Raw genomic sequence first — 20,116 nt, 5'->3', positions numbered from 1 at the left:
TTTCGGAGACGACCCCGGCGCGGCGAACCTCGTCAAGCTTTGCGGCAACTTCATGATCCTGTCCGCCGTCGAGGCGATGTCCGAGGCGTTCGCCCTGGCCGAGAAGAACGGCGTCGACCGCGCGGCGGTGGCCTCCTTCTTCGGCGAGACGCTGTTTAGCTGCCCGATCTACCAGAATTACGGCCGAATCGTCGCCAACCGGGCTTACGAGCCGGCAGGTTTCCAGCTCGCGCTGGGGATGAAAGATGTCAAACTGGTGAAGGGCGCCGCCGACTCGGCGAGAGTGCCGATGGCGCTGGCCGAGCTGCTCCACGAACGGTTGACCGATTCCATCGCGAAAGGCCGCAGCGGGATGGACTGGACGGCGATCGAATTGCTCGTCGCTGAACGCGCGGGACTGCGTTAATAAAGGAGAGTCCATGAAGATCGTCATCCTCGACGGATACACCGAAAACCCCGGCGACCTCTCCTGGAGCGGCTTCGAGGCGCTCGGCCCGCTCACCGTCTACGACCGGACGCCCGCCGACAAGATCGTGGAGCGGATTGGTTCGGCCGAGGCGGTGATCGTCAACAAGACGCCGCTGAACAGGGCAACTATCGAGGCGTGCCCCTCCATCCGCTACGTCGGCGTGCTCGCGACCGGCTACAACGTCGTCGACGTCGCCGCCTGCGCGGAGCGGGGGATCGTGGTCTCCAACATCCCCACCTACGGGACCGCCGCCGTGGCCCAGATGGCCATCGCCCTTCTCCTGGAGCTCTGCAACCACGTCGGGGCGCACTCCGATTCGGTGTTCGCGGGCGAGTGGCAGCGCAGCCCGGACTGGTGCTACTGGAAATTCCCGCTGGTCGAGCTCGCGGGGAAGACCATGGGGATCATCGGGTTCGGCCGCATCGGGCAGGCGACCGGCAGGATCGCCCAGGCGCTGGGGATGAAGATCCTCGCGCACGACGCGCACAAGGTCCCGGGGCTCGAGAGCGAGAGCTGCCGCTACGTCGACCTGGAAACCCTGTTCGCATCCTCGGACGTGATCTCGCTGCACTGCCCGCTCTTCCCCTCCACCGAGGGGATCGTCAACAGGGCGAACATCGCCAAGATGAAGGACGGCGTGCTCATCATCAACACCTCCCGCGGCCCGCTCGTCGTGGAGCAGGATCTCTTCGAAGGGCTCGAAAGCGGCAAGATCGGGGGGGCGGGGATCGATGTCGTGTCGAAGGAGCCCATCCAGCCGGACAACCCGCTGCTCAAGGCGAAGCGCTGCATCATCACGCCGCACATCGCCTGGGCGCCCAGGGAATCGCGCCAGCGGCTGATGGACATCGCGGTGGAGAACCTCGCCCGCTTCATCGCGGGGACGCCGGTCAACGTCGTAAAGGGCTGACGGCGGCCATTGACCCCGGCGACAGGCAGGAGTATGTTGGTAGTATGAAAGTAAAGACCTCCATCACACTTGCGGAAGATCTGCTGAAGGTGATCGATGAGCAGGCCGGGTCCCACAAGAGCCGGTCCGATTTCATCGAGAAGGCCTTGAGGGCTTATATCGATCAGATGAAACGAGATCGGCAAAACGCGAAGGATCTGGAAATCATCAATCGGGAAGCGGATCGTCTGAATCAGGAGGCGAAGGATGTGTTGAGCTACCAGGTGCTCCCGTGAACCGGGGGGGGCTGTATCGCGTTCCCAGCCCCAGCGCAAAAGATCCGAAGAAATCCCGGGTATTTGTTGTCGTCAGCCGTCAGATACTCCTCGACTCGCGATTTTCCACGGTGATCTGTGCGCCCGTATACTCCGTTCATGACGGTTTATCGACTCAGGTGGCGATCGGAACCGAATCCGGTTTGAAGCATGACAGCAGTGTCCATTGCGACGAGCTGGTAAGCTTGCCGAAATCCGCGCTGACGAACTATGTCGGCGCCCTTCCAATCAAGAAAACGCGAGAGCTTGATAAAGCTCTTCGTATTGCTTTGGATATTCCCGAATCGGATTGATGCTCATTCCATCTTCGACTTATCCTGAAATTAAACAGGCGAGAAGGAGCCGCCGCGATGAACGGATCCCGATGGACCAAACAGTCTCTCCTCGAGATGTCGGGTAGCTACTGGGAGACCTGCGCCCTGCACACGGCCGTGAAACTCGAGATATTCACGGCGATCGGCCGGGAAAAGATGGACGCCTCCGCCCTGGCGATGAAGATCGGGGGAAGCGGCTACGGCGTCGAAACGCTGCTGAACGCCCTGTGCGGCATGGACCTTCTCACGAAGGAGAAAGGGTTCTATGCCAACACGGAGTTCTCCCGGAAATACCTGGTGAAGGATTCGCCGGATTACACGGGGTTCATCATCCTGCACCACCATCACCTGATGGATTCCTGGAACCGGATGAGCGAGTCGGTCATGAGCGGCGAGCCCAACCGCCGGAGGCCGGCGACCGTTTCGGAAACGGAACGGGAAAGCTTCCTCATGGGGATGTTCAACATCGCCATGGAGCTTGCCCCTCATTACGCCAAAGAGATCGATCTTTCGGGCCGAAGGAGATTCCTCGATTTCGGGGGAGGGCCGGGGACCTACGCCATCCATTTCTGCATGGAGAACCCGGGGATGACGGCGACGGTGTTCGATCTCCCCGAGACGCGTCCCTTCGCGGAAAAGACCGTCGCGCGATTCGGCCTGGCGGACAGGATCGACTTCAGGGCAGGCAGCTATACCGACGATACGGTGAACCTCGAAAAGGACTACGACGTGGTATGGATTTCCCACAACCTCCACGGCGAAGGTCCGGAAGGCGCGGAAAAGATCGTGGCCCACGCGGCGTCGGTCCTGAAACCGGGAGGTCTGGTGTTCATCCACGAGTTCATCCTGAACAATGAAAAGACCGGCCCGCTGTTTCCCGCCCTGTTCTCCATCAACATGCTTCTCGGGACACCCGGCGGCAGGGCCTATTCCGAACGGGAGCTGACGGCCTTCCTCGAGAAAAACGGGCTCGTCGACGTGAAGCGGCTGGACGTGAAGGCGGCGGTGACGACGGGGATCGTGTGCGGGAGGGTGAAGGGGTAAACGGGAGCGGCTGCCGGTTTCAACTCCATGGTCCTCCGTTTCTCTCCGTGATACTATCGACCGGGTCTAAATATCACCCCGATATCCAGGACGTGGACATTCGGGCAGCCGGCAGACGTATGCAGAGGACAATTTCCGTCGCAACCGCCATCCTCCTGATGGCGGGCATTTACGCCACAAGCCTCTATAATTACTTGCTTTTCCATAGCGTTGCCGAAGCGTTTTCGGTGGTCATCGCCAGCGGGATCTTCATGGTGGCCTGGAACACGCGGCGGTTCGCCTCCGGCCATTTCCTGCTGTTCCTCGGGATCGCCTACCTTTTCGTCGGGTTCCTGGATTTCGTCCACACGCTTGCCTATACCGGCATGAACGTTTTCCCCGGCATCGGGCCCAACCCCCCGACCCAGCTCTGGATCGCCGCCCGCTACATGGAAAGCCTCACGCTGCTGGCCGCGCCGTTGATGCTGCGCCGGGGGATCCGGCCCGCTTATTATTTCCTGTTCTACGCGGCGGCTTCGGCGCTTGCGATCCTGTCCATCTTCGTCTGGCGCGTTTTCCCGGACTGCTTCATACCGGGCGCAGGGCTCACGCGGTTCAAGATCGTCAGCGAATACGTGATCGTCGGGATCCTCGCAGCCGCGGGCGCCTTCATGTGGCATCGCCGGGAGCATTTCGAGAAGGGATTGCTGGCATGGACCTTGTCGTCCATCGCGGTGACGATCCTGTCCGAGCTCGCCTTCACCGCGTACGCCAGCGTCTACGGCTTCGCCAACCTGCTCGGGCACATCCTCAAGATCCTGTCGTTCTACCTGATCTACAAGGCCGTCATCGAGACGGGGCTCGCCAGGCCTTACGACCTGCTGTTCAGGGACCTGCACCGGCAGCGCGAGCGCTTCCGGGTGACCCTGACCAGCATCGGAGATGCCGTGATCGCGACGGACGCGGAAGGAGGCGTCACGTTCCTCAATCCCGCGGCGGAGTCGCTGACCGGCTGGACGAGCGGGGAGGCGGCGGGCCGGGCCGTTCCGGAGGTTTTCCGCATAGTCGACGGGCGGACCGGGGAGCCGATGGAGGATCCGTTAACCCGGGTGCTGCGCGAGCGGCGGCCGGTGGCGCTATCCGGACGCGCTGCATTGATCACCAGGGAAGGGCGATCGGTGCCGATCGACAAACGCGCAGCGCCGATCCTGGACGGCGAGGGGAACGTCGCCGGGGCCGTCCTCGTATTTCACGACGTCACCGAGAAGCGGCGCGCGGAAGAGGCGCTGAAGGTCTCGCTGGCCGAAAAGGAGGTGCTCCTCAAGGAGATTCACCACAGGGTGAAGAACAACCTGCAGATGGTCTCGAGCCTGCTGAACCTGCAGGCCCAACAGGCCAAGGACCCTTCGGTGGGGGATATTTTCCAGGAAGTGATACAGCGCATCCAATCCATGGCCATGGTCCACGAGACGCTCTACCAGGCGCCGGACCTGGCGCACGTGGAGTTCGCCGGCTATGCCCGGACTCTGCTGGAGCTCCTGTGGCGGACGCAGGGGCCGAAGGGTGGAGGGATCCGGATCGACACGGACCTGAAGCCGGTGCATCTGCAGGTGAAAGAGGCGGTGCCGTGCGGGCTGATCCTGAACGAGCTGTTCAGCAACGCGATGAAGCATGCCTTCCGCGGGCGGAGCGCCGGCGCCGTGAGCGTTTCGCTCCGGGAAGACGCGGATGGGACGGTATCCTTGTGCGTGCGCGACGACGGCGCGGGGCTGCCGCCGGGGACGGACTGGGAAAACTCCAACTCTCTCGGCCTGCGCCTCGTGAAGCTTCTGACCCGCCAGCTTCGCGCCGAGGTCGAGTTCCGAAGCGGCGAAGGCGAAGGGACCCTGTGTACGATACGGTTTAAAAAGCGGAAAGGCGCCGTGCACGGAGCGGCATGACCGCGCAACGGCGCCGTTTCCTTAACGTCCCTGCAACTTTGCCGTCCAGCTTCCGGTCACCTTCGGGAAATTGAGGAAGTCGTCCCCCTTCGTATTCCACTTGCCGTTCGTCAGGTTCTTGCCGTCAGCCGAGAGGGTGGCCGTGAACGAGTTGCCGCCCGTCTCGCAGGTGAAGCTCTTCTGGTCCGGCTTGCACGGGAAAGGCCCCCCGATCCCCTGGCTGAACTTGGGACCCTGGATGTTTATGTCGCATGCGACTTCTTCGTTTTCGATCTTGATGTCGACGACGCCCGTCCACTTGGCCCCCTTGTCGTCCTTCCCGACGAACTCCCATTTTCCCAGCATCGGGCATTTCTGCAGGGAGGCGAGATCTTCCTTCGTCTTGGATGGCGGCCCGAAATCCGCCGTCCCGCCTGCGGAAGCGCTGACTTCCGCGCTGCCGGAGGCCGAAAAACCGTTCCAGATCCACTTTCCCCCTTCCTTCTTCATGCGGACGGAGGCGTACGAGTCGGGAGCGCCCGCATGCGGGTACGCGACGTCCAGCGTCGCCTCGTCCCCTTTGGAATATCCGTCGAGGATCTTCTGCCCCTTGGGATCTCCGAGGTAGAAAGCGATCCCTTCTGCGGCCTTTTTATCCTTCATGCACTCCTTCATCTCGTTTTCATCCGTCGTCATCAGTCGGCAGATCCGCTTATGATCCTTTTTCCCTGCCGCGTCGAGCAGCTCCTTGTACGCCTTGCCCGGTTCCCCTCCCCCTTTGGGAAGCCGCGTGCCGCCGTCGTAGGGGTCCTTGAATTCATGCTTCGTGGTGACCTTCATGGATGCGGTGTCCGCGGCGATCGCGGCGGCGCCGAGGCTCAAGGAAAAGGCAAACGCGGCAAACATCGCTGCGCCGATGAAACGTCCCGTGGCATGCCGTACACTGCGCATTCCCGCACCTCCGAAAGTTGGATCGATATGGTTGCCGGCTTTCAGCCCTTGAACTTTTTCCCCACGCTCCAGGCGTCGGCCACGCGCTCCCCGATCCTCCAGTACCCCTTGTCGGGGAAGGTGAAGATGAGCGGCGCGATGCGCTGCCAGTCGAGGTCGCCGTCCTTGAGCGCCGATTCGTCCACGTGGACGCTCACCACCTCGCCGAAGAAAACCACGTCCATCTTGAGCTCCACAGTCCTGACCAGCCGGCATTCGGCGGTCAGGCGGCACGCCTCGATCATCGGCGCGTTTTCGAGCTCGCCGGAGAACGTCTCGAAGACCTTGCTCTTGTCCACCTTCTTGCCGGAGTGGATGCCGCACCAGTCCGTCGCCTCGACGAGATCGGGCCCGGGCAGGTTGATGCTGAAGGTTCCGTTGACCCGGATCCCCGCGGTGGTGTAATGGTCGGGACTGACGCTGATGGCGACGATCGGCGGCTGGTAGTTGGCGAGGCCGGCGAAGGCCACGGTCATGAAATTCGGCGCGCCGTCCACCGCGGCGCCCACCAGCACGGTGGGCATGGGGAGCACGAAGGGACCGGGGGCGATTCTGACTTTCTTCATGGGGCACCTCGGTTCAATAGATTCGATGGTGAGTATTGATCGGTCAGGACGCGCGCGTCGGCTCGCCAGTCCCGCTTTGTGGAAAACAGCGACAGCACCCAATCCGTGTCGACGTCGAACCGCTTCAATCGGTCGTCGAGCGCATGGGCGTTCTTTTTCACCAGGTCCATGGACGGAAGGCCGTCCGGCTTCACGAGGATCACCCTGCTGAGGTATCTCAGATTGTAGAATTCCCCGAAAACGGATTGATATGTCGCCGATTCGTGATCGTAAAGGCGGCTGGTGGACCAGGTGTTCGCCGCAAGGACCCCGCCTGGCATCAGGATTTTCCTTACCTCTTCCAGGAATTCCTTGGTGAGCAGATGCTCCGGGATGTATTCATGGTCGAAGGCGTCCAGCAATATCAGGTCGTATCTGTATCCGTTCTTGAAGGCGCGCTTGACGAAAACCCTGCCGTCTTCCTCGAAGACGAGGATATTTTTCCCCGGCCTGAAATCGAAATATTTTTTCGCGACGGATATGACGGCCGGATCGATTTCCACCGCGTGGATCTCCGCGGCGGGAAACAGCGAAGACAGCTTCGTCGGCAGCGTCCCGCCTCCCACTCCGATCATCAGGATCTTCCGGGGATCCGGGCGAAGATACAAGGCGCCCAGCATCATTTTCGTGTAATTGATCACCAGGTGGTCGGGATTTTTCAGCGAGACGCACGTCTGGCGCGCTGAAAACAGACGGGTGAATCGCATGCACCGCGTTCCTTCCTCTTCATAAACGGTGATGTCGCGGTACAGGGACCTCTCCTTGTGGAGGATGGTTTCCGCGCCTGCGGTCCCGGGGATCCCGAACACTATTATCAAACCAAGCGTCAGCACCGCGGCTTCCTGAACCATCCTCCTGCCGTACGCGATCGCGACAATGCATATCGCCGAAGATATTCCGATCAGCAGCCACAGGATGCTGTCGATCTCCAGGTAAAGCACAAGGTAAAACGAAGTCAGGATGGTTCCCGCGGCGCTGCCGAAGGTCGAAACGAAGAAAAGCAGCCCGGCATAATGCCCGCTATGCTGATGTTCCCTGACCAGCAGCCGCACCGCATAAGGGGATACCATTCCCGAGATGGCCGTCGGCAGGAAGAACAGAAGGGTGGTGGAGACCACGGAGCCGTATCTCGGGTCCTGGATCAGGGAGAAAATACCGTCCAGGGCGGACTCTTTCATGATCACGATCGGAGTCGCGGTCAATGCCGCGGACAACAGGAACAGGGAAAGTTTCCTTAAAGACGGCTCCCGGATCGACAAGCGGCCCCCGACCAGATATCCCGTCGAGAGGGCGATCATGAAAACCGTGATGATGCCGCCCCAGACATAGATGCTGCTGCCGAAATTCGGCGCAAGGATCCTGCCGCTCAACAGTTCGAGGCTCATGACGTAAAAGCCGGACCATCCTGCGATCAGATAAATCAGGAATTTGCCCAAGCCGGGTCCCCGTTGGTCGGCATCCAATGCAGACTAAACAATTGATCCGGGTTTCACAAGGCGGGACCGGCGAGCTGGACAAGAAAACGGCCCCCGCCGGCGGTCGGCCGACGGGGGCGGTAGACGGTTGCGACGGCCGTGACGGCCGCGGAAGCGGCGTTTACGGAACGATCCCGATCATCGGGATGTCCACGAAGTCGTCCGACGCACGCACGTCGACCAGGCGGGGGATGCCTACGGCGAAGGCGGTCCCGCCGTTCCGCCACGCCAACGCTTCCAGGCCGTACAGGCCGAAGACACCTCCCGGCACCGTGAACGAAGGATAGGCGTTGATGCCCAGCGCCGTCTGCGCCGCGGAGAGCGGCTTGGCGTCCACGATGATGCCGCCATGGCCGATGAAGACGATGCCGTTGTCGAGCCCCGAGATCGGGACGATCAGGTTGCCGGCGACGATGCGCCCGCCCGGCGGATCGCTGACCGCCAGCGTGAAGTCCGCGGCGGGACCGGCGGGGGAGATGGCCTGGTATGCGCTGCGCTCATGCTGGAGCGCATCCGCCGCGACCCGGAAGCCGCCCGCTCCTTCTACCGGGGTTACCTGCGTCAACGCGATGGAAGCGGCGTCGTAGTTTCCCCGCCAAAGGTCCTCCGAAGAGAGCGGGAATGCGTCGATCCGCCCGGTGAGCGGGTTGACGTGGCGGAAGCGGACGACGTACGGTTTTTCGCCCGCGCCGGGCAGCGTCTGGTGGAACTGCGCCCAGGCGCCCGTCGGCGACACGGAGATCGACGGGTTGTAATCGGCGACCGCGGCTTTGCGCGGCTGCATGTCGATCTGCGGCATGACCGTGGGGGCGAAGACGCCGGTACCGTTCGGCCGGGTGTCGCGGGCGACCGGCACGTTCTTCACGATCACCGTGTTGTACCCATGCCCCCGAAGGACGACATCGCAGGTCGTCGACGTGCTACCGGGCGGCACGCGGACGGGGTAGAGGACGAAATTGCCGGTGTTGTCGATGAAGGTCGCCCGCCGGATGACGTAATACGAGTTGTCCGTCCCGTTGAGCGTTTCCGCCTTCACGACGAAGAAGGCGGCGTTGTCGGCGGCGGATGGCGCGTCGATCGTCCCCCGGATCGCCCCCACGCTCGCAAGGTCGAAGTACTGCAGGCGCGGTTTAAGGAGATATTCCGTGCTCCCCGCGCGCCGGAACGAAACGACGTCGTCGCCCACGTTGAAATCGATCACCAGCCGAAGCGCCTTGCCCTCTTCCACCGAAAACGTCCCGGCAAGCTTGATCCCCTGGGCCGCGTTCGGGACGCGCAGGGGAAACGCCGTTCCTCCCGCGACGACCTCGTTGTTGTAAGTCAGCCCCAGCGCCGCGGCCGAGGGAGCCAACGGATCTTCCGTGGGTGTCAGGAACAGCAGAATCTGCCGGTAGACGCCGGCGGGCAGCGCTTCGTTGAGCAGATCCTGGGAGATGTTGCCGCCCCGCAGCTCCAGGAGGTCGATGGTCTTGGGCGTGGGAAGGTTGACCCGCACCCAGCCGCTGGTGGCAAGGTTGTCGTACGGCGCGGTGTCGAGCAGGTGGAACCAGACCGAGCGGACCGTGATGAAGACGTTGTCATACTCGGACCCGGGCGCGTCGGTCAGCGCCAGGGTGACGGTGCCCGAAGGGGTGGCGGATCCTCCGCCTCCCCCGCAGCCGGCAAGCAGAAGCGGTAAAGCGATAATGGATGCCAGGAGCAAATACGTGATTTTCCGCATGATCGCCCTCCGATAGAAGAGTCGCATCATCAATACGGAAGGTGAAACCCGGATGTTCAAAAAAAGTTTCCGCCAAAGAAAAAGCCGCCGGGAAAAGCGCCCCGGCGGCCATCATCTCGCCCGGTTTTGCGCCGGGTCTATCCTTCGAGCTTACGCAAGGTCGAAGCGATCCAGGTTCATCACCTTCGTCCAGGCCGAGACGAAGTCCTGGACGAACTTCGCCTGCGCGTCCGAGCTTCCATAGACTTCCGCCAGCGCCCGGAGCTGGGAGTTCGACCCGAAGACGAGATCGACGCGCGTTCCGGTCCACTTGAGCTCGCCCGTTTTCCGGTCGCGCCCCTCGAACACGTCCTTGGCGTCGGATACCGGCTTCCATTCCGTGTCCATGTCGAGCAGGTTCACGAAGAAGTCGTTGGTCAGCGTCCCCGGCCGCTTGGTGAAGACCCCGCGCGGGGACTGCCCGAAGTTGGCGTCCAGGGCGCGCATGCCGCCGACGAGCACCGTCATTTCGGGCGCGGTCAGCGTCAGCAGTTGCGCCTTGTCGACCAGCAGAGCCTCGTCCGATACGGTGTACTTTCGCTTGAGGTAATTGCGGAAGCCGTCGGCGATCGGCTCGAGCACGCCGAAGGAATCCACGTCGGTCTGCTCCTGCGAGGCGTCCATGCGTCCCGGCGTGAAGGGGACCTTTACGCGATGGCCGGCCTTCTTCGCGGCCTGCTCGACGCCTGCGCAGCCCGCCAGAACGATCAGGTCTGCCAGCGAGACCTTCTTGCCGTCGGCGGCTGCGCCGTTGAACCCGTCCTGTATCCCTTCGAGGGTCTTGATCACTTTCGCCAGATCGGCCGGCTGGTTGACTTCCCAATCTTTCTGGGGCGCGAGCCGGATGCGCGCGCCGTTCGCGCCGCCGCGCTTGTCGGAGCCGCGGAAGGTGGACGCCGCCGCCCAGGCGGCCGACACCAGCCGGGAAACGGGCAGCTTCGAAGCGAGGATCTTCCGCTTGAGGGAGGCGATGTCCTTCGCGTCGATCAGCTTGTGATCGACCGCGGGGATGGGATCCTGCCAGATGAGCGCTTCGGCGGGAACCTCAGGGCCGAGATAGCGCGCGCGCGGCCCCATGTCGCGGTGCGTCAGCTTGAACCACGCCCGGGCGAACGCGTCTGCGAACCGGTCCGGATTCTCGTAGAAGCGCCGGGAGATCTTTTCGTAGACGGGGTCCATCCGCAGGGAGAGGTCCGTGGTCAGCATGGTCGGATCGTGACGCCTGGACGGGTCGTGGGCATCCGGGATCGTGCCGGCGCCCGCGCCGCCCTTCGCCTTCCACTGGTGCGCCCCGGCCGGGCTCTTCGTCAGCTCCCATTCGTATTCGAACAGGATCCGGAAGAAGTTGTTGCTCCACTGCGTGGGCGTGTTGGTCCAGGTGACCTCCAGGCCGCTGGTGATCGTGTCTCCCCCTTTGCCGGCGCCGAAGCTGCACTTCCAGCCCAGCCCCTGCTCCTCGAGGCCGGCCGCTTCGGGCTCCGGGCCCACATGGGAGGCGGGGCCGGCGCCGTGGGTTTTTCCGAAGGTGTGGCCGCCGGCGATCAGCGCGACGGTCTCCTCGTCGTTCATCGCCATGCGGCCGAACGTGTCGCGGATATCCTTGACCGCCGCGACCGGATCCGGGTTGCCGTTCGGGCCTTCCGGATTGACGTAGATCAGCCCCATCTGCACGGCCGCCAGCGGATTTTCCAGGTCCCGTTCGCCGGAGTAGCGTTTGTCCTCCAGCCAGCCGGTCTCGGAGCCCCAGTAAACGTCCTCTTCCGGCTCCCAGACATCCTCCCGCCCGCCGCCGAAGCCGAACGTCTTGAACCCCATCGATTCGAGGGCGACGTTTCCCGCTAAGATCATGAGGTCGGCCCAGGAGATTTTCCGGCCGTATTTCTGCTTGATCGGCCAAAGCAACCGGCGCGCCTTGTCGAGGTTCGCGTTGTCGGGCCAACTGTTGATGGGCGCGAAGCGCTGCTGTCCCGCTCCGGCGCCGCCGCGGCCGTCGCCGGTGCGGTAGGTCCCGGCGCTGTGCCACGCCATCCGGATGAGCAACGGTCCGTAGTGCCCGAAGTCCGCCGGCCACCAGTCCTGCGATTCGGTCATCATCGCCTGGAGGTCCTTCTTCACGGCGCCCAGGTCGAGACTCTTGAACTCTTCGGCATAGTTGAAGCCCTTGCCCATGGGATCGGTCAGGGGAGAGTTCTGGTGCAGGACCTTCAGGTTGAGCTGATCGGGCCACCACTCCCGGTTCGACTTGCCGCTGCCGGCAGGATGTACGAACGGGGCCTTGCTTTCAGGTGCCATGTGTCTTCTCCTTTCTCCTACGCTTTCTTTCGTTTCCGGCAATCTTCGCAGACTCCTTCGACCTGCACGGTCGTCCGCAGCACCTGGAACCCGGACACCTTGCCGGCCGGAGGATCCAGGCGGTCGAACTTCTCCGAGGAAAAATCCTTAATCTTCCTGCACCGGACGCAGACCAGGTGGTGATGCCTCGCGGTGTTCGGGTCGTACCTTTTCGAGTTCCCGACGGACAGGACCGATCCGATGATCCCCTTTTCCTCCATCATGGAAAGGGTCCGGTAGACCGTATCCCGAGAGATATGCGGATGCTCCCTGGAAACCTGCCGGTAGACGGCATCGGCGTCGGGATGGTTCCCGGAGTTCTCCACGGCCCGGAGAATCGATACCCTCTGCGGCGTGATCCTCGCCCCGTGTTCGCGAAGGATCCGCTCCGCGTCGCATTTGCCGCCCTGTTTCTCGGACATAAATATCATATAGGAATAATTCTTATCTTAAGTCAAGTCCTAACGGCAGAATACGCGTCGGAATCATTTCGATGCGGATGTGGGGTCAACCGTTTCCCTCGTAAGCCCTATTGAGGGCGGCGATGTCGTATCCCCCCGTGGGAGTCGGGGCCTCGTGGATCGTCGTCCTCTCATGTTGTCGACAGGCGGGAGAATGACGTGATACATATCCTTCTGAGGCTCACCGGCGGTAGGAGTTCGCATGCGCCTGCTGAATTACGAGATCGGCGAGAAGCTTGCGGAAGCTCCGCATTCCGCGGGCTCCAGCTCGGCGAACAGGGCGATTTCGAGCAGGCGTTCCTTTACGAGGACCTTGCCCGCGACCTGTCGGCGAAATATCCGGACACCTTCGGCGCCCCCCGCGGGATGAACGGGATCGACTGGTGCAACATGCATTCGAGGAGCCATCCCGCGCAGATCGTCGATTACTGCCTCAAGTCCATCCGCAGCGGAAAGGACTCCGGCGACCTGTGCAACGCCGGCCTTTCGTACGGCCCGCTTATGTGGAACCTCCAGGTCCAGGGAGCCGACCTGCAGGCGATCGAGGAGGCCGCGAAGGAGTGTCTCCAGTTCTCCCACCGCCACAACCTGTCCTTTTCCGTGGGTCTTGCCGAAGCGATGCAGGCGGGATGGATCGCTCCGATGAAAAGGGGCTATTCACCCGTGCCCATGGAAGAAAAACTCAAGGCATGGGAGCGGGACAGCCACGTCGCTTCGGTGGGGAGCTATTTCGTCCACATGGCCTTGTCCCACTACTATTTCGGCGAGCACGGACAGGCCAGGGATTGCCTGAACAGCGTGCGGAAATACCTGACGGGGCTTGCCGACAACGTCCTGAAAAGGCAGTGGCATGTCTTCCTCGTCCTGAACGCCCTCAAGCTGTTCGAGCGAAGGGCGGGCCACGGCAGCAGGGAAGAGCTGCTGGCGGAAATCGAGCCGCTCATCCGGAAGATCGAGACCTGGGCGTCTCCGGGGCCCTTGCTCAAGCCCTACCTGGCCTTCATTCATGCCGAGCGGGAAAGGGTGCTCGGCGGATTCCGGGAGGCCCGCAGCCTTTACCTCGACGCCGTCCATGCCGCGCACGAACAGAATTACACCCTGCTGGAGGGACATCTGCACCAGTGCCTGGGAGAGCTGCTCCTGGGCGCCGGCCGGTGCGGCGAACGCATCCATTTCGCCGAGGCGGCGCGGCTGTACAGGAAATGCCGCGCGGAGCGAAAGGAATACCTCCTGCACGAAAAGTACGCGGAGTGCTTCGTGGAAGAGCCGGAAGCTTCCGCCGTGGAGGGGATGGAGATCCCGGCGTTCCGGACGCTGCCCAACCTCGATGTCGATTACCTGATGAAATCGTCCATGGCCATTTCCGTCGAGATCGAACAGGAATCGCTGCTGCGCAAGGCCATGGACGTGGTCCTGGAGTGTTCGGGCGCCCAGCACGGGTATCTGCTGATCGAGGAAGACGGCAACCTGACGATCCGCGCCGAAAGCCATATCGCGGAAAAGCAGTCCTGCCGCGCCTTGGGGAAGACGCTGGAGGAGGCGCCGGACATCTGCAGGGCGACCGCCCGCCACGTTTATCGCACCGGGGAGCGGGTCGTATTCGACGATGCGCGCAAGCAGTGCGCGTTGAGAAGCGGCTGCGATTGCCGATGCCCCCACCCGGGCTCCCTGTTGTGTCTTCCCGTCATCAAGCAATCGAAGAAGATCGGCATCCTGTTCCTCGAGAATCGCCTGACCGATTCCGTTTTCACGGAAGAAAAAATCCGGATGACCCGGTTCCTCGCGTCCCAGGCGGCGATCTCCCTGGAGAATGCCAGGCTGGTCGACGAGATGAAGAAGGCCGAGGAGCTGATCCGGAAGTCGCTCAGGGAAAAGGAAGTGCTGCTCAAGGAAATCCATCACCGCGTGAAAAACAATCTCCAGATCATCCAGAGCATGCTCAGCCTGCAGTTGCCCTACATCAGGGACGCGCAGGCCGTCGGACTGTTCAAGGAGAGCCAGAACCGCATCTACACGATGGCGCTGATCCACGAAAAGCTGTATCGGTCCGAGTCGCTGGCCAATATCGACTTCAAGGAATACGTGGGCAGCCTGGTCGACAACCTGTTCCTGTCGTACGGCGCCGGCGGGCGGGCCATCCGGGCGGCCATCGACGTCGAAAACGTATCTCTGGAGATCAACAAGATCATTCCCTGCGCCCTCATCATCAACGAGCTCGTTTCCAATTCGCTGAAACACGCCTTCCCGATGCCGTCGGCCTGCCCGGGCGATAAGTGCGAGATCCGCATCGTACTGCGCCAACCGTCGGAAGACCGATATGTCCTGACCGTCGGCGACAACGGCGTCGGGCTGCCGGAGGATTTCGATCTCCAGCGCAGCGAATCGTTGGGGCTGAAACTGATCACCGTCCTGGCGAAGCAGCTTCGAGGCGCCGTCGAAATCGGCAAGGGGCTCGGGACGGAGTTCACGATAACCTTCGGCGCGAAAAAACCGGAAGGGACCCGGCGCCATGTCTGAGCGCAAGGAAGCTTGACCCTCCCTCCGTAGCAGAACTTTTACCCCCCCTTCATACCCGCGTAACGCCCTCCCGATAACTTCCCGTCCGGATCGCGACACCCGTGTTTTCCGAAGGGGAGGAAGGCCATGGAACAGATTCGGGCAACGGACCTTTCGATCGGGTACGGCAGGAAAGTCGTCGTAAGGGAGGTGGACATCCGCGTCGGGAAAGGCGAATTCCTCTCCATCCTCGGGCCGTCCGGGGCCGGGAAATCGACGCTCCTCATGTCCGTGAACGGGACCACGGACATCCTGGGCGGACGGCTGGAGGTGCTGGGCAAGGACCTCGCAGCGATCGGACATGCGGACCTGAAAAATCTCCGCGCCCGGATCGGCGTCATCTTTCAAGGCTTCAACCTTGTGGGCCGCTTGAGCGTCCTGGACAACATCGCAAGCGGCATGCTGCACCGCAAGCCGCTCCTTTCCGCCCTCATCAAGCATTACAGCCGGAGCCAGTACGAGGAGATCTACGAATACATGAAGCTGGTCGGAATCGAGGGGGAGGCGTTGAGCCGCTGCGACCGCCTTTCCGGCGGCCAGCGCCAGAGGGTCGCCATCGCGCGCGCGGTGGCCCAGCGCCCCGAGATCATCCTGGCGGACGAACCCGTATCGTCGCTCGATCCGGTGAGCGCCAGGACGGTGCTGGAGACGCTGCGCAACGCGAACGGGAAGTACGGCATGACGGTCGTCGCGAACCTCCACCAACTGGACTACGCCCGCGAATACTGCCGCCGGGTGATAGGAGTGAACGACGGAAGGATCGTCTTCGACGGACCGCCGGACCGCCTGTGCCGGGGAACGATCGAGGAAATCTACCGCTGCGACAGGGCGGGGGGCCGGGAGCCGGGGCTTGCGTGGCCGATCGCGGTTCCGGCCGCCGCGGCGTTTTCCTGAAACCCAACCGAGGAACGAAAGGAGCTCTTCCGATGAAGCACGCGCTCAAAATTTTCCTGGCGGCGGCACTTGCGGCATGCATCCCGGCGATGGCGTTCGCCGCGCCGGCCGACTGGCCGAAGAAGCTCGTGTTCGGCACCATCCCCACGGAATCGTCATCGCACCAGACCGACCGTTTCGAGAACCTGGTCCGGTATCTCGAATCGAAGCTCGGCGTGCCGGTGGAGATGAAGACCTCCACCGACTACGCCGGCGTGATCACCGGGATGCAGTTCAGGCACGTCGATTTCGCCTACTTCGGCCCGAAGTCGTACGTCGAGGCGGCGCAGCGGGCCAACGCGGAATGCTTCGCGATCGAGGTCACCGAGGACGGCTCCCGCGGGTATCACGGCCTGATCATCGCGAAGAAGGGCTCGGGGATCGACAGCATCGCCGACGCCAAGGGGAAGGTATGGGCCTTCACCGATCCCAACTCCACCAGCGGAACGCTGGTGCCGACCGTCCTCTTCGTCAAGGAGCTGAAGCTCGATCCGCAGAAATATTTTTCCCGCGTGATCTACTCCGGCAGCCACGAGGCCTCGATGCTTTCCATCAAGGGCGGGAAGATCGACATCGCCTCGACGAACGACCTGGACATGAAGCGGGGCGAGGGGAAGATGTGGGAGCGGGAGAAGGACTTCAACATCCTGTGGACCTCCAAGCTGATCCCGGGATCGCCGATGGCGTACCGCAAGGACCTTCCCGAATCGCTCAAAAAGGCGCTGAGGGAGGCGTTCCTCTCCTATAAGGACACCGAGGGGCTGAAGAAGCTGAAGCTCTCCGGCTACGCGGAGGTCGCCGACGACATGTACGACCCGATCCGGGACCAGATCGAGGTGAAGAAGCAGCTTGCAGGCAAGTAGCATCGCCGCCCGGACGGGAGCCGTCATGCAGCTCGACGAGATACGGAGGCGCACCAACGCGCTCCATCCGTACAACCTCATGATCCTGCTGGTGACGGCGCTCCTTCTGGCGTGGTGCTGGCGGTCGACGGAGATGAGCCTGGGGAAGCTGGCGGAAGGGTGGGGGAACATGCACGCCTACCTCGCCGGCAACCCCGGCATCGCCGACAGCGGCTTCTTCCCGCCGTCCGCCTCCTGGAGGCAACTGGAAAGGTATCTCCTTTCCATGCTGGAAACGGTGCAGATGGCGATCCTTGCGCTGCTGCTCTCCGTGCTGATCGCTTTCCCGCTGTCGTTTTTGGCGTCGAAGAACATGCTCGAGATCATGGTCCCGGGGAGGAGGGCGTTCGTACCGGCGCTGCGCCGGGGGATCTACACGGCCGTCCGCTTCTTCGCGAACATGAGCCGGTCCATCAACGAGATCATCTGGGCGCTCCTGTTCGTCGCGGCGGTGGGGCTGGGGCCGATGCCGGGAATCCTGGCGCTGGGAGTGCACACATCGGGCGTCCTGCTCAAGCTGTTTTCGGAAGGGATCGAGGGGATCCAGCGGGAACCGGTGGAAGCGCTGTCCGCGACCGGGGCCGGTTTCCTCAAGGTGATCCGGTACGGCGTGCTGCCGCAGGTCGCGCCGCACTTCGTGTCGATGACGCTCTACCGGCTCGAGTCCGACGTGCGCTCGGCGACGATCCTGGGCTTCACCGGGGCGGGAGGGATCGGGGTATTCCTGTTCGACAAGCTGAAAAGCTACGAAAACCGGGACGTCACCACGATCCTGATCATCATCGTCGTCACCGTGGCGGTCATCGACCGCGTCAGCGCGCTCATCCGCGCGCGCTTCACATAGATGGGGGGCCGGCGGACCGCCGGCATGGGAGGCAGGACGCCTTGGACATAAAGCTTCGGGAAGCATCGGAAACGGACCTGCCGGAGATCCTTTCCCTGTACTCGCAGCTCGGGGAAGACGACGGGACCGTCCTCGACCCGGAAAGCGCGCGACGCATCTTCGCGCGCTTCCGGGATTACCCCGATTACCGGATTCACGTTGCGGTCCTGGACGGAAAGGTCGTGGGCGCGTTCGCCCTGCTGGTCATGGACAACCTGGGGCACATGGGCGCTTCTTCCGCGATTCTCGAGGATGTCGTGGTCGCGGAGAACCTCCGGGGGATGGGGATCGGGAAGCGGATGATGGAGCACGCCAACGAGCTTTGCCGGGCGAAGGGCTGCTACAAGATGACGTTTTCCAGCAACGGGAACCGTCTCGCGGCCCACCGGTTCTACGAGTCGCTCGGCTTCGAACGGCACGGTTTCAGCTTTTTCGTACGCTACGGGTGAAAGGGAGCGAAGATGCGCGCGTTGGACGAAACGGCCTCCGTCGCCTACATGGAGGACTCCGATGTGGAGGCGCTGCTGGACCTGTTTTCGGGGGAGGAGATGATCGTGACGAGGCCGCCCAGGACCGGACTGGCGATGGTGACGGCGGTGGACGGCTTTTCGACGCAGTTCCACCTGGGGGAAATGCTGGTGACGGAAGCGGCGGTCTCGTTCCGCGGCACGGAAGGATACGGGATGGTGGCCGGCGATTCGCCGGAGAAGGCGCTGGCGCGCGCCGCGGCGGACGCCGTGCTACGGGGAAATGCCGGCGGCCCGTTGCGGAAAACCGTGGCGGATTTTCTGGAGAGCGCGCGGGAGCGCCGCGGGGAGGGGCTGCGGGCCGAAGCCGCTCTGGGCGCCTCCACGCGGGTTTCCTTCGACCTGGTCGCGGGGAAGTGAGGGGACATGCGGCCTGACGACGTCATCCTGGACCACGCGGTGTTCCGGGTCCTGCTGCGGGCGATGAGCCGCCCCGGCACCGTCCATCCGTTACCGTTTGACGCCGCGCAGGACGATGGTCTCGCCTACATCGCCGGTCTTCTCCGCTGCGTCGCGGACAACGAGGCCGCCTTCTGCGTTCTCGGCCCGTGCGAACCGGGCGCGGGCGGGGAAATCGCGCGCCGCACCGGCGGGCGGGAAGCGCCGGCCGGGGAGGCCGATATCGTCATCGCGCTTTCCGGGACGACCGGCGGGACCGCCGGGTCGATCCGGCGCGGATCGCTCGAATTTCCGGAGAAGGGAGCCACGGTCGTGTACCGGGTCGACGCCCTTGCCCCGGACGGGGGGACGGAGTCGCTGTCGGGGCCGGGAATCGAGAGCGCGCTCCGCCCGCGGATCGCGGGGCTCGGCGACGGCGAGCTCGGCTTCCTGAAGGAGGCCAACGCCGCGTTTCCCCTCGGCGTGGACGCCATCTTCGTGGACCGGGCGGGACAGGTGGCCTGCATTCCCCGCTCCACGCGGATCGGAGGCCCCTGACGTGGGATACGTGGCGGTAAAGGGCGGAAGCGAGGCGATCGGGAACGCCTGTCGTCTCTTCGCCCGCGAGCGTTCAAAGGGAGGTTCCTCCCCCTTAAAGATCGACCAGGTGCGCGAGCAGCTTTACCTGGCCGTGGACCGTGTCATGGGGGAGGGCTCGCTGTACGCGCCAGACCTCGCCGCGCTGGCGATCAAGCAGTCCGCAGGCGACACGTTCGAGGCGTCGTTCCTGCTGCGGGCGCATCGCGCGACGCAGCCGCGGCTTGCCCGGACGCTCCCGGTGGATCCGGGCAAGATGCGCGCGATCCGGCGGATCTCGTCGGCGTTCAAGGATATTCCCGGCGGGCAGCTTCTCGGGCCGACGAGCGACTACACCTTGCGGCTGCTCGATTTTTCCCTGCTGGAGGACGATGACGCCCGGAGGGACGCGTTCCGGGAGCGGGTCTTCGACGCGGCGCTTCCCGGGATCGAAGTCCCGGAAACGTTCCCCAAGGTGATCGACATCCTGCGGAGGGAAGGGCTGCTGGAGCCGATCGAAGACGCAGGAGAAGCCTGTCTCCCCGTCGGGAAGCCGCAGCCGTTCGACGTCACCCGGCAGTCGCTGACGTTTCCGGCGCCTCGCAGCGCCGTCCTCCAGTCGCTGGCGCGGGGAGAGACGGGAGGGATGCTGCTGCTCGCCTATTCGAGCATGCGCGGGTACGGCAACATCCATCCGACGCTGGGCGAGCTGCGGGTGGGATACCTGCCGGTCGAGATCGCCCATCCCGTCACCGGCGAGCCGTTCGAGGTCGGCGAGGTGAAGGTCACGG

The 20,116-nt window shown here is 63.2% G+C and carries 20 protein-coding genes; 14 read left to right on the top strand and 6 right to left on the bottom strand.

Annotated elements, in window-relative coordinates; all coding sequences use genetic code 11:
• The 6 genes from AB1346_06565 to AB1346_06540 form a co-directional block, all read left to right on the top strand.
• Positions 1-406: NAD-binding protein (locus AB1346_06565; GenBank protein MEW6720093.1), on the top strand; the 406-nt coding region annotated here is incomplete at its 5' end.
• 13 nt (positions 407-419) lie between these two features.
• Entirely contained in the window at positions 420-1,379 is a 960-nt protein-coding gene (locus tag AB1346_06560; protein ID MEW6720092.1) for a D-2-hydroxyacid dehydrogenase, read from the top strand.
• A gap of 44 nt (positions 1,380-1,423) precedes the next feature.
• The gene (locus AB1346_06555) at positions 1,424-1,654 is read left to right on the top strand and encodes a ribbon-helix-helix domain-containing protein (protein MEW6720091.1); all 231 of its coding nucleotides are present in this window, start codon (positions 1,424-1,426) and stop codon (positions 1,652-1,654) included.
• Entirely contained in the window at positions 1,651-1,986 is a 336-nt protein-coding gene (locus tag AB1346_06550; protein MEW6720090.1) for a type II toxin-antitoxin system PemK/MazF family toxin, read from the top strand. Before AB1346_06555 ends, AB1346_06550 begins: the two co-directional genes overlap by 4 nt.
• Positions 1,987-2,043: 57 nt before the next feature.
• On the top strand, positions 2,044-3,051 hold the full coding sequence (locus AB1346_06545) for a methyltransferase dimerization domain-containing protein (protein ID MEW6720089.1): 1,008 nt from the start codon (positions 2,044-2,046) through the stop codon (positions 3,049-3,051).
• A gap of 119 nt (positions 3,052-3,170) precedes the next feature.
• On the top strand, positions 3,171-4,970 hold the full coding sequence (locus tag AB1346_06540; protein ID MEW6720088.1) for an MASE3 domain-containing protein: 1,800 nt from the start codon (positions 3,171-3,173) through the stop codon (positions 4,968-4,970).
• A gap of 21 nt (positions 4,971-4,991) precedes the next feature.
• Here the strand turns inward: AB1346_06540 and AB1346_06535 are convergent, their stop codons facing one another.
• The 6 genes from AB1346_06535 to AB1346_06510 form a co-directional block, all read right to left on the bottom strand.
• A complete protein-coding gene (locus tag AB1346_06535) occupies positions 4,992-5,900 on the bottom strand; it encodes a hypothetical protein (GenBank protein MEW6720087.1) in 909 nt (302 codons plus the stop codon).
• A 41-nt stretch (positions 5,901-5,941) separates the two neighbouring features.
• The gene (locus AB1346_06530) at positions 5,942-6,505 is read right to left on the bottom strand and encodes a flavin reductase family protein (GenBank protein MEW6720086.1); all 564 of its coding nucleotides are present in this window, start codon (positions 6,503-6,505) and stop codon (positions 5,942-5,944) included.
• Positions 6,502-7,929 carry a fused MFS/spermidine synthase gene (locus AB1346_06525; protein MEW6720085.1) on the bottom strand — a complete coding sequence of 476 codons (1,428 nt, stop codon included), beginning with the start codon at positions 7,927-7,929 and terminating at the stop codon, positions 6,502-6,504. Before AB1346_06525 ends, AB1346_06530 begins: the two co-directional genes overlap by 4 nt.
• A 211-nt stretch (positions 7,930-8,140) precedes the next feature.
• The gene (locus AB1346_06520) at positions 8,141-9,739 is read right to left on the bottom strand and encodes a DUF4382 domain-containing protein (protein MEW6720084.1); all 1,599 of its coding nucleotides are present in this window, start codon (positions 9,737-9,739) and stop codon (positions 8,141-8,143) included.
• A gap of 150 nt (positions 9,740-9,889) precedes the next feature.
• Entirely contained in the window at positions 9,890-12,070 is a 2,181-nt protein-coding gene (gene katG, locus AB1346_06515) for a catalase/peroxidase HPI (protein MEW6720083.1), read from the bottom strand.
• A 17-nt stretch (positions 12,071-12,087) separates the two neighbouring features.
• Positions 12,088-12,531 (bottom strand): Fur family transcriptional regulator, encoded by a 444-nt coding sequence (locus AB1346_06510; protein ID MEW6720082.1) that lies wholly within the window; start codon positions 12,529-12,531, stop codon positions 12,088-12,090.
• A 198-nt stretch (positions 12,532-12,729) separates the two neighbouring features.
• On the opposite strand from AB1346_06510, the gene AB1346_06505 reads away from it, so the two are divergent.
• The 8 genes from AB1346_06505 to AB1346_06470 form a co-directional block, all read left to right on the top strand.
• Positions 12,730-15,087: a histidine kinase dimerization/phosphoacceptor domain -containing protein gene (locus AB1346_06505; GenBank protein ID MEW6720081.1), complete on the top strand. Its 2,358-nt coding sequence runs from the start codon at positions 12,730-12,732 to the stop codon at positions 15,085-15,087.
• Positions 15,088-15,213: 126 nt separating this feature from the next.
• On the top strand, positions 15,214-16,020 hold the full coding sequence (gene phnC, locus AB1346_06500) for a phosphonate ABC transporter ATP-binding protein (GenBank protein ID MEW6720080.1): 807 nt from the start codon (positions 15,214-15,216) through the stop codon (positions 16,018-16,020).
• A 32-nt stretch (positions 16,021-16,052) separates the two neighbouring features.
• On the top strand, positions 16,053-16,922 hold the full coding sequence (gene phnD, locus AB1346_06495) for a phosphonate ABC transporter substrate-binding protein (GenBank protein MEW6720079.1): 870 nt from the start codon (positions 16,053-16,055) through the stop codon (positions 16,920-16,922).
• Positions 16,909-17,805: a phosphonate ABC transporter, permease protein PhnE gene (gene phnE / locus AB1346_06490; GenBank protein MEW6720078.1), complete on the top strand. Its 897-nt coding sequence runs from the start codon at positions 16,909-16,911 to the stop codon at positions 17,803-17,805. The genes phnD and phnE overlap by 14 nt, the downstream gene beginning before the upstream one ends.
• A gap of 41 nt (positions 17,806-17,846) precedes the next feature.
• Positions 17,847-18,293, top strand: a complete 447-nt coding sequence (locus AB1346_06485) for a GNAT family N-acetyltransferase (protein MEW6720077.1) — start codon at positions 17,847-17,849, stop codon at positions 18,291-18,293.
• Between the two features lie 12 nt (positions 18,294-18,305).
• On the top strand, positions 18,306-18,731 hold the full coding sequence (locus AB1346_06480; protein ID MEW6720076.1) for a phosphonate C-P lyase system protein PhnG: 426 nt from the start codon (positions 18,306-18,308) through the stop codon (positions 18,729-18,731).
• 6 nt (positions 18,732-18,737) lie between these two features.
• On the top strand, positions 18,738-19,307 hold the full coding sequence (gene phnH / locus AB1346_06475) for a phosphonate C-P lyase system protein PhnH (protein MEW6720075.1): 570 nt from the start codon (positions 18,738-18,740) through the stop codon (positions 19,305-19,307).
• Position 19,308: 1 nt separating this feature from the next.
• The coding region (locus AB1346_06470) for a carbon-phosphorus lyase complex subunit PhnI (protein MEW6720074.1) at positions 19,309-20,116 on the top strand (808 nt) is incomplete at its 3' end.

The organism is Thermodesulfobacteriota bacterium (genome assembly GCA_040758155.1).
Classification (GTDB): Bacteria; Desulfobacterota; Deferrimicrobia; order Deferrimicrobiales; family Deferrimicrobiaceae; genus UBA2219.
The sequence above is the reverse complement of the archived record's forward strand: the minus strand, read 5'-3'. Positions and strand labels throughout refer to the sequence as shown.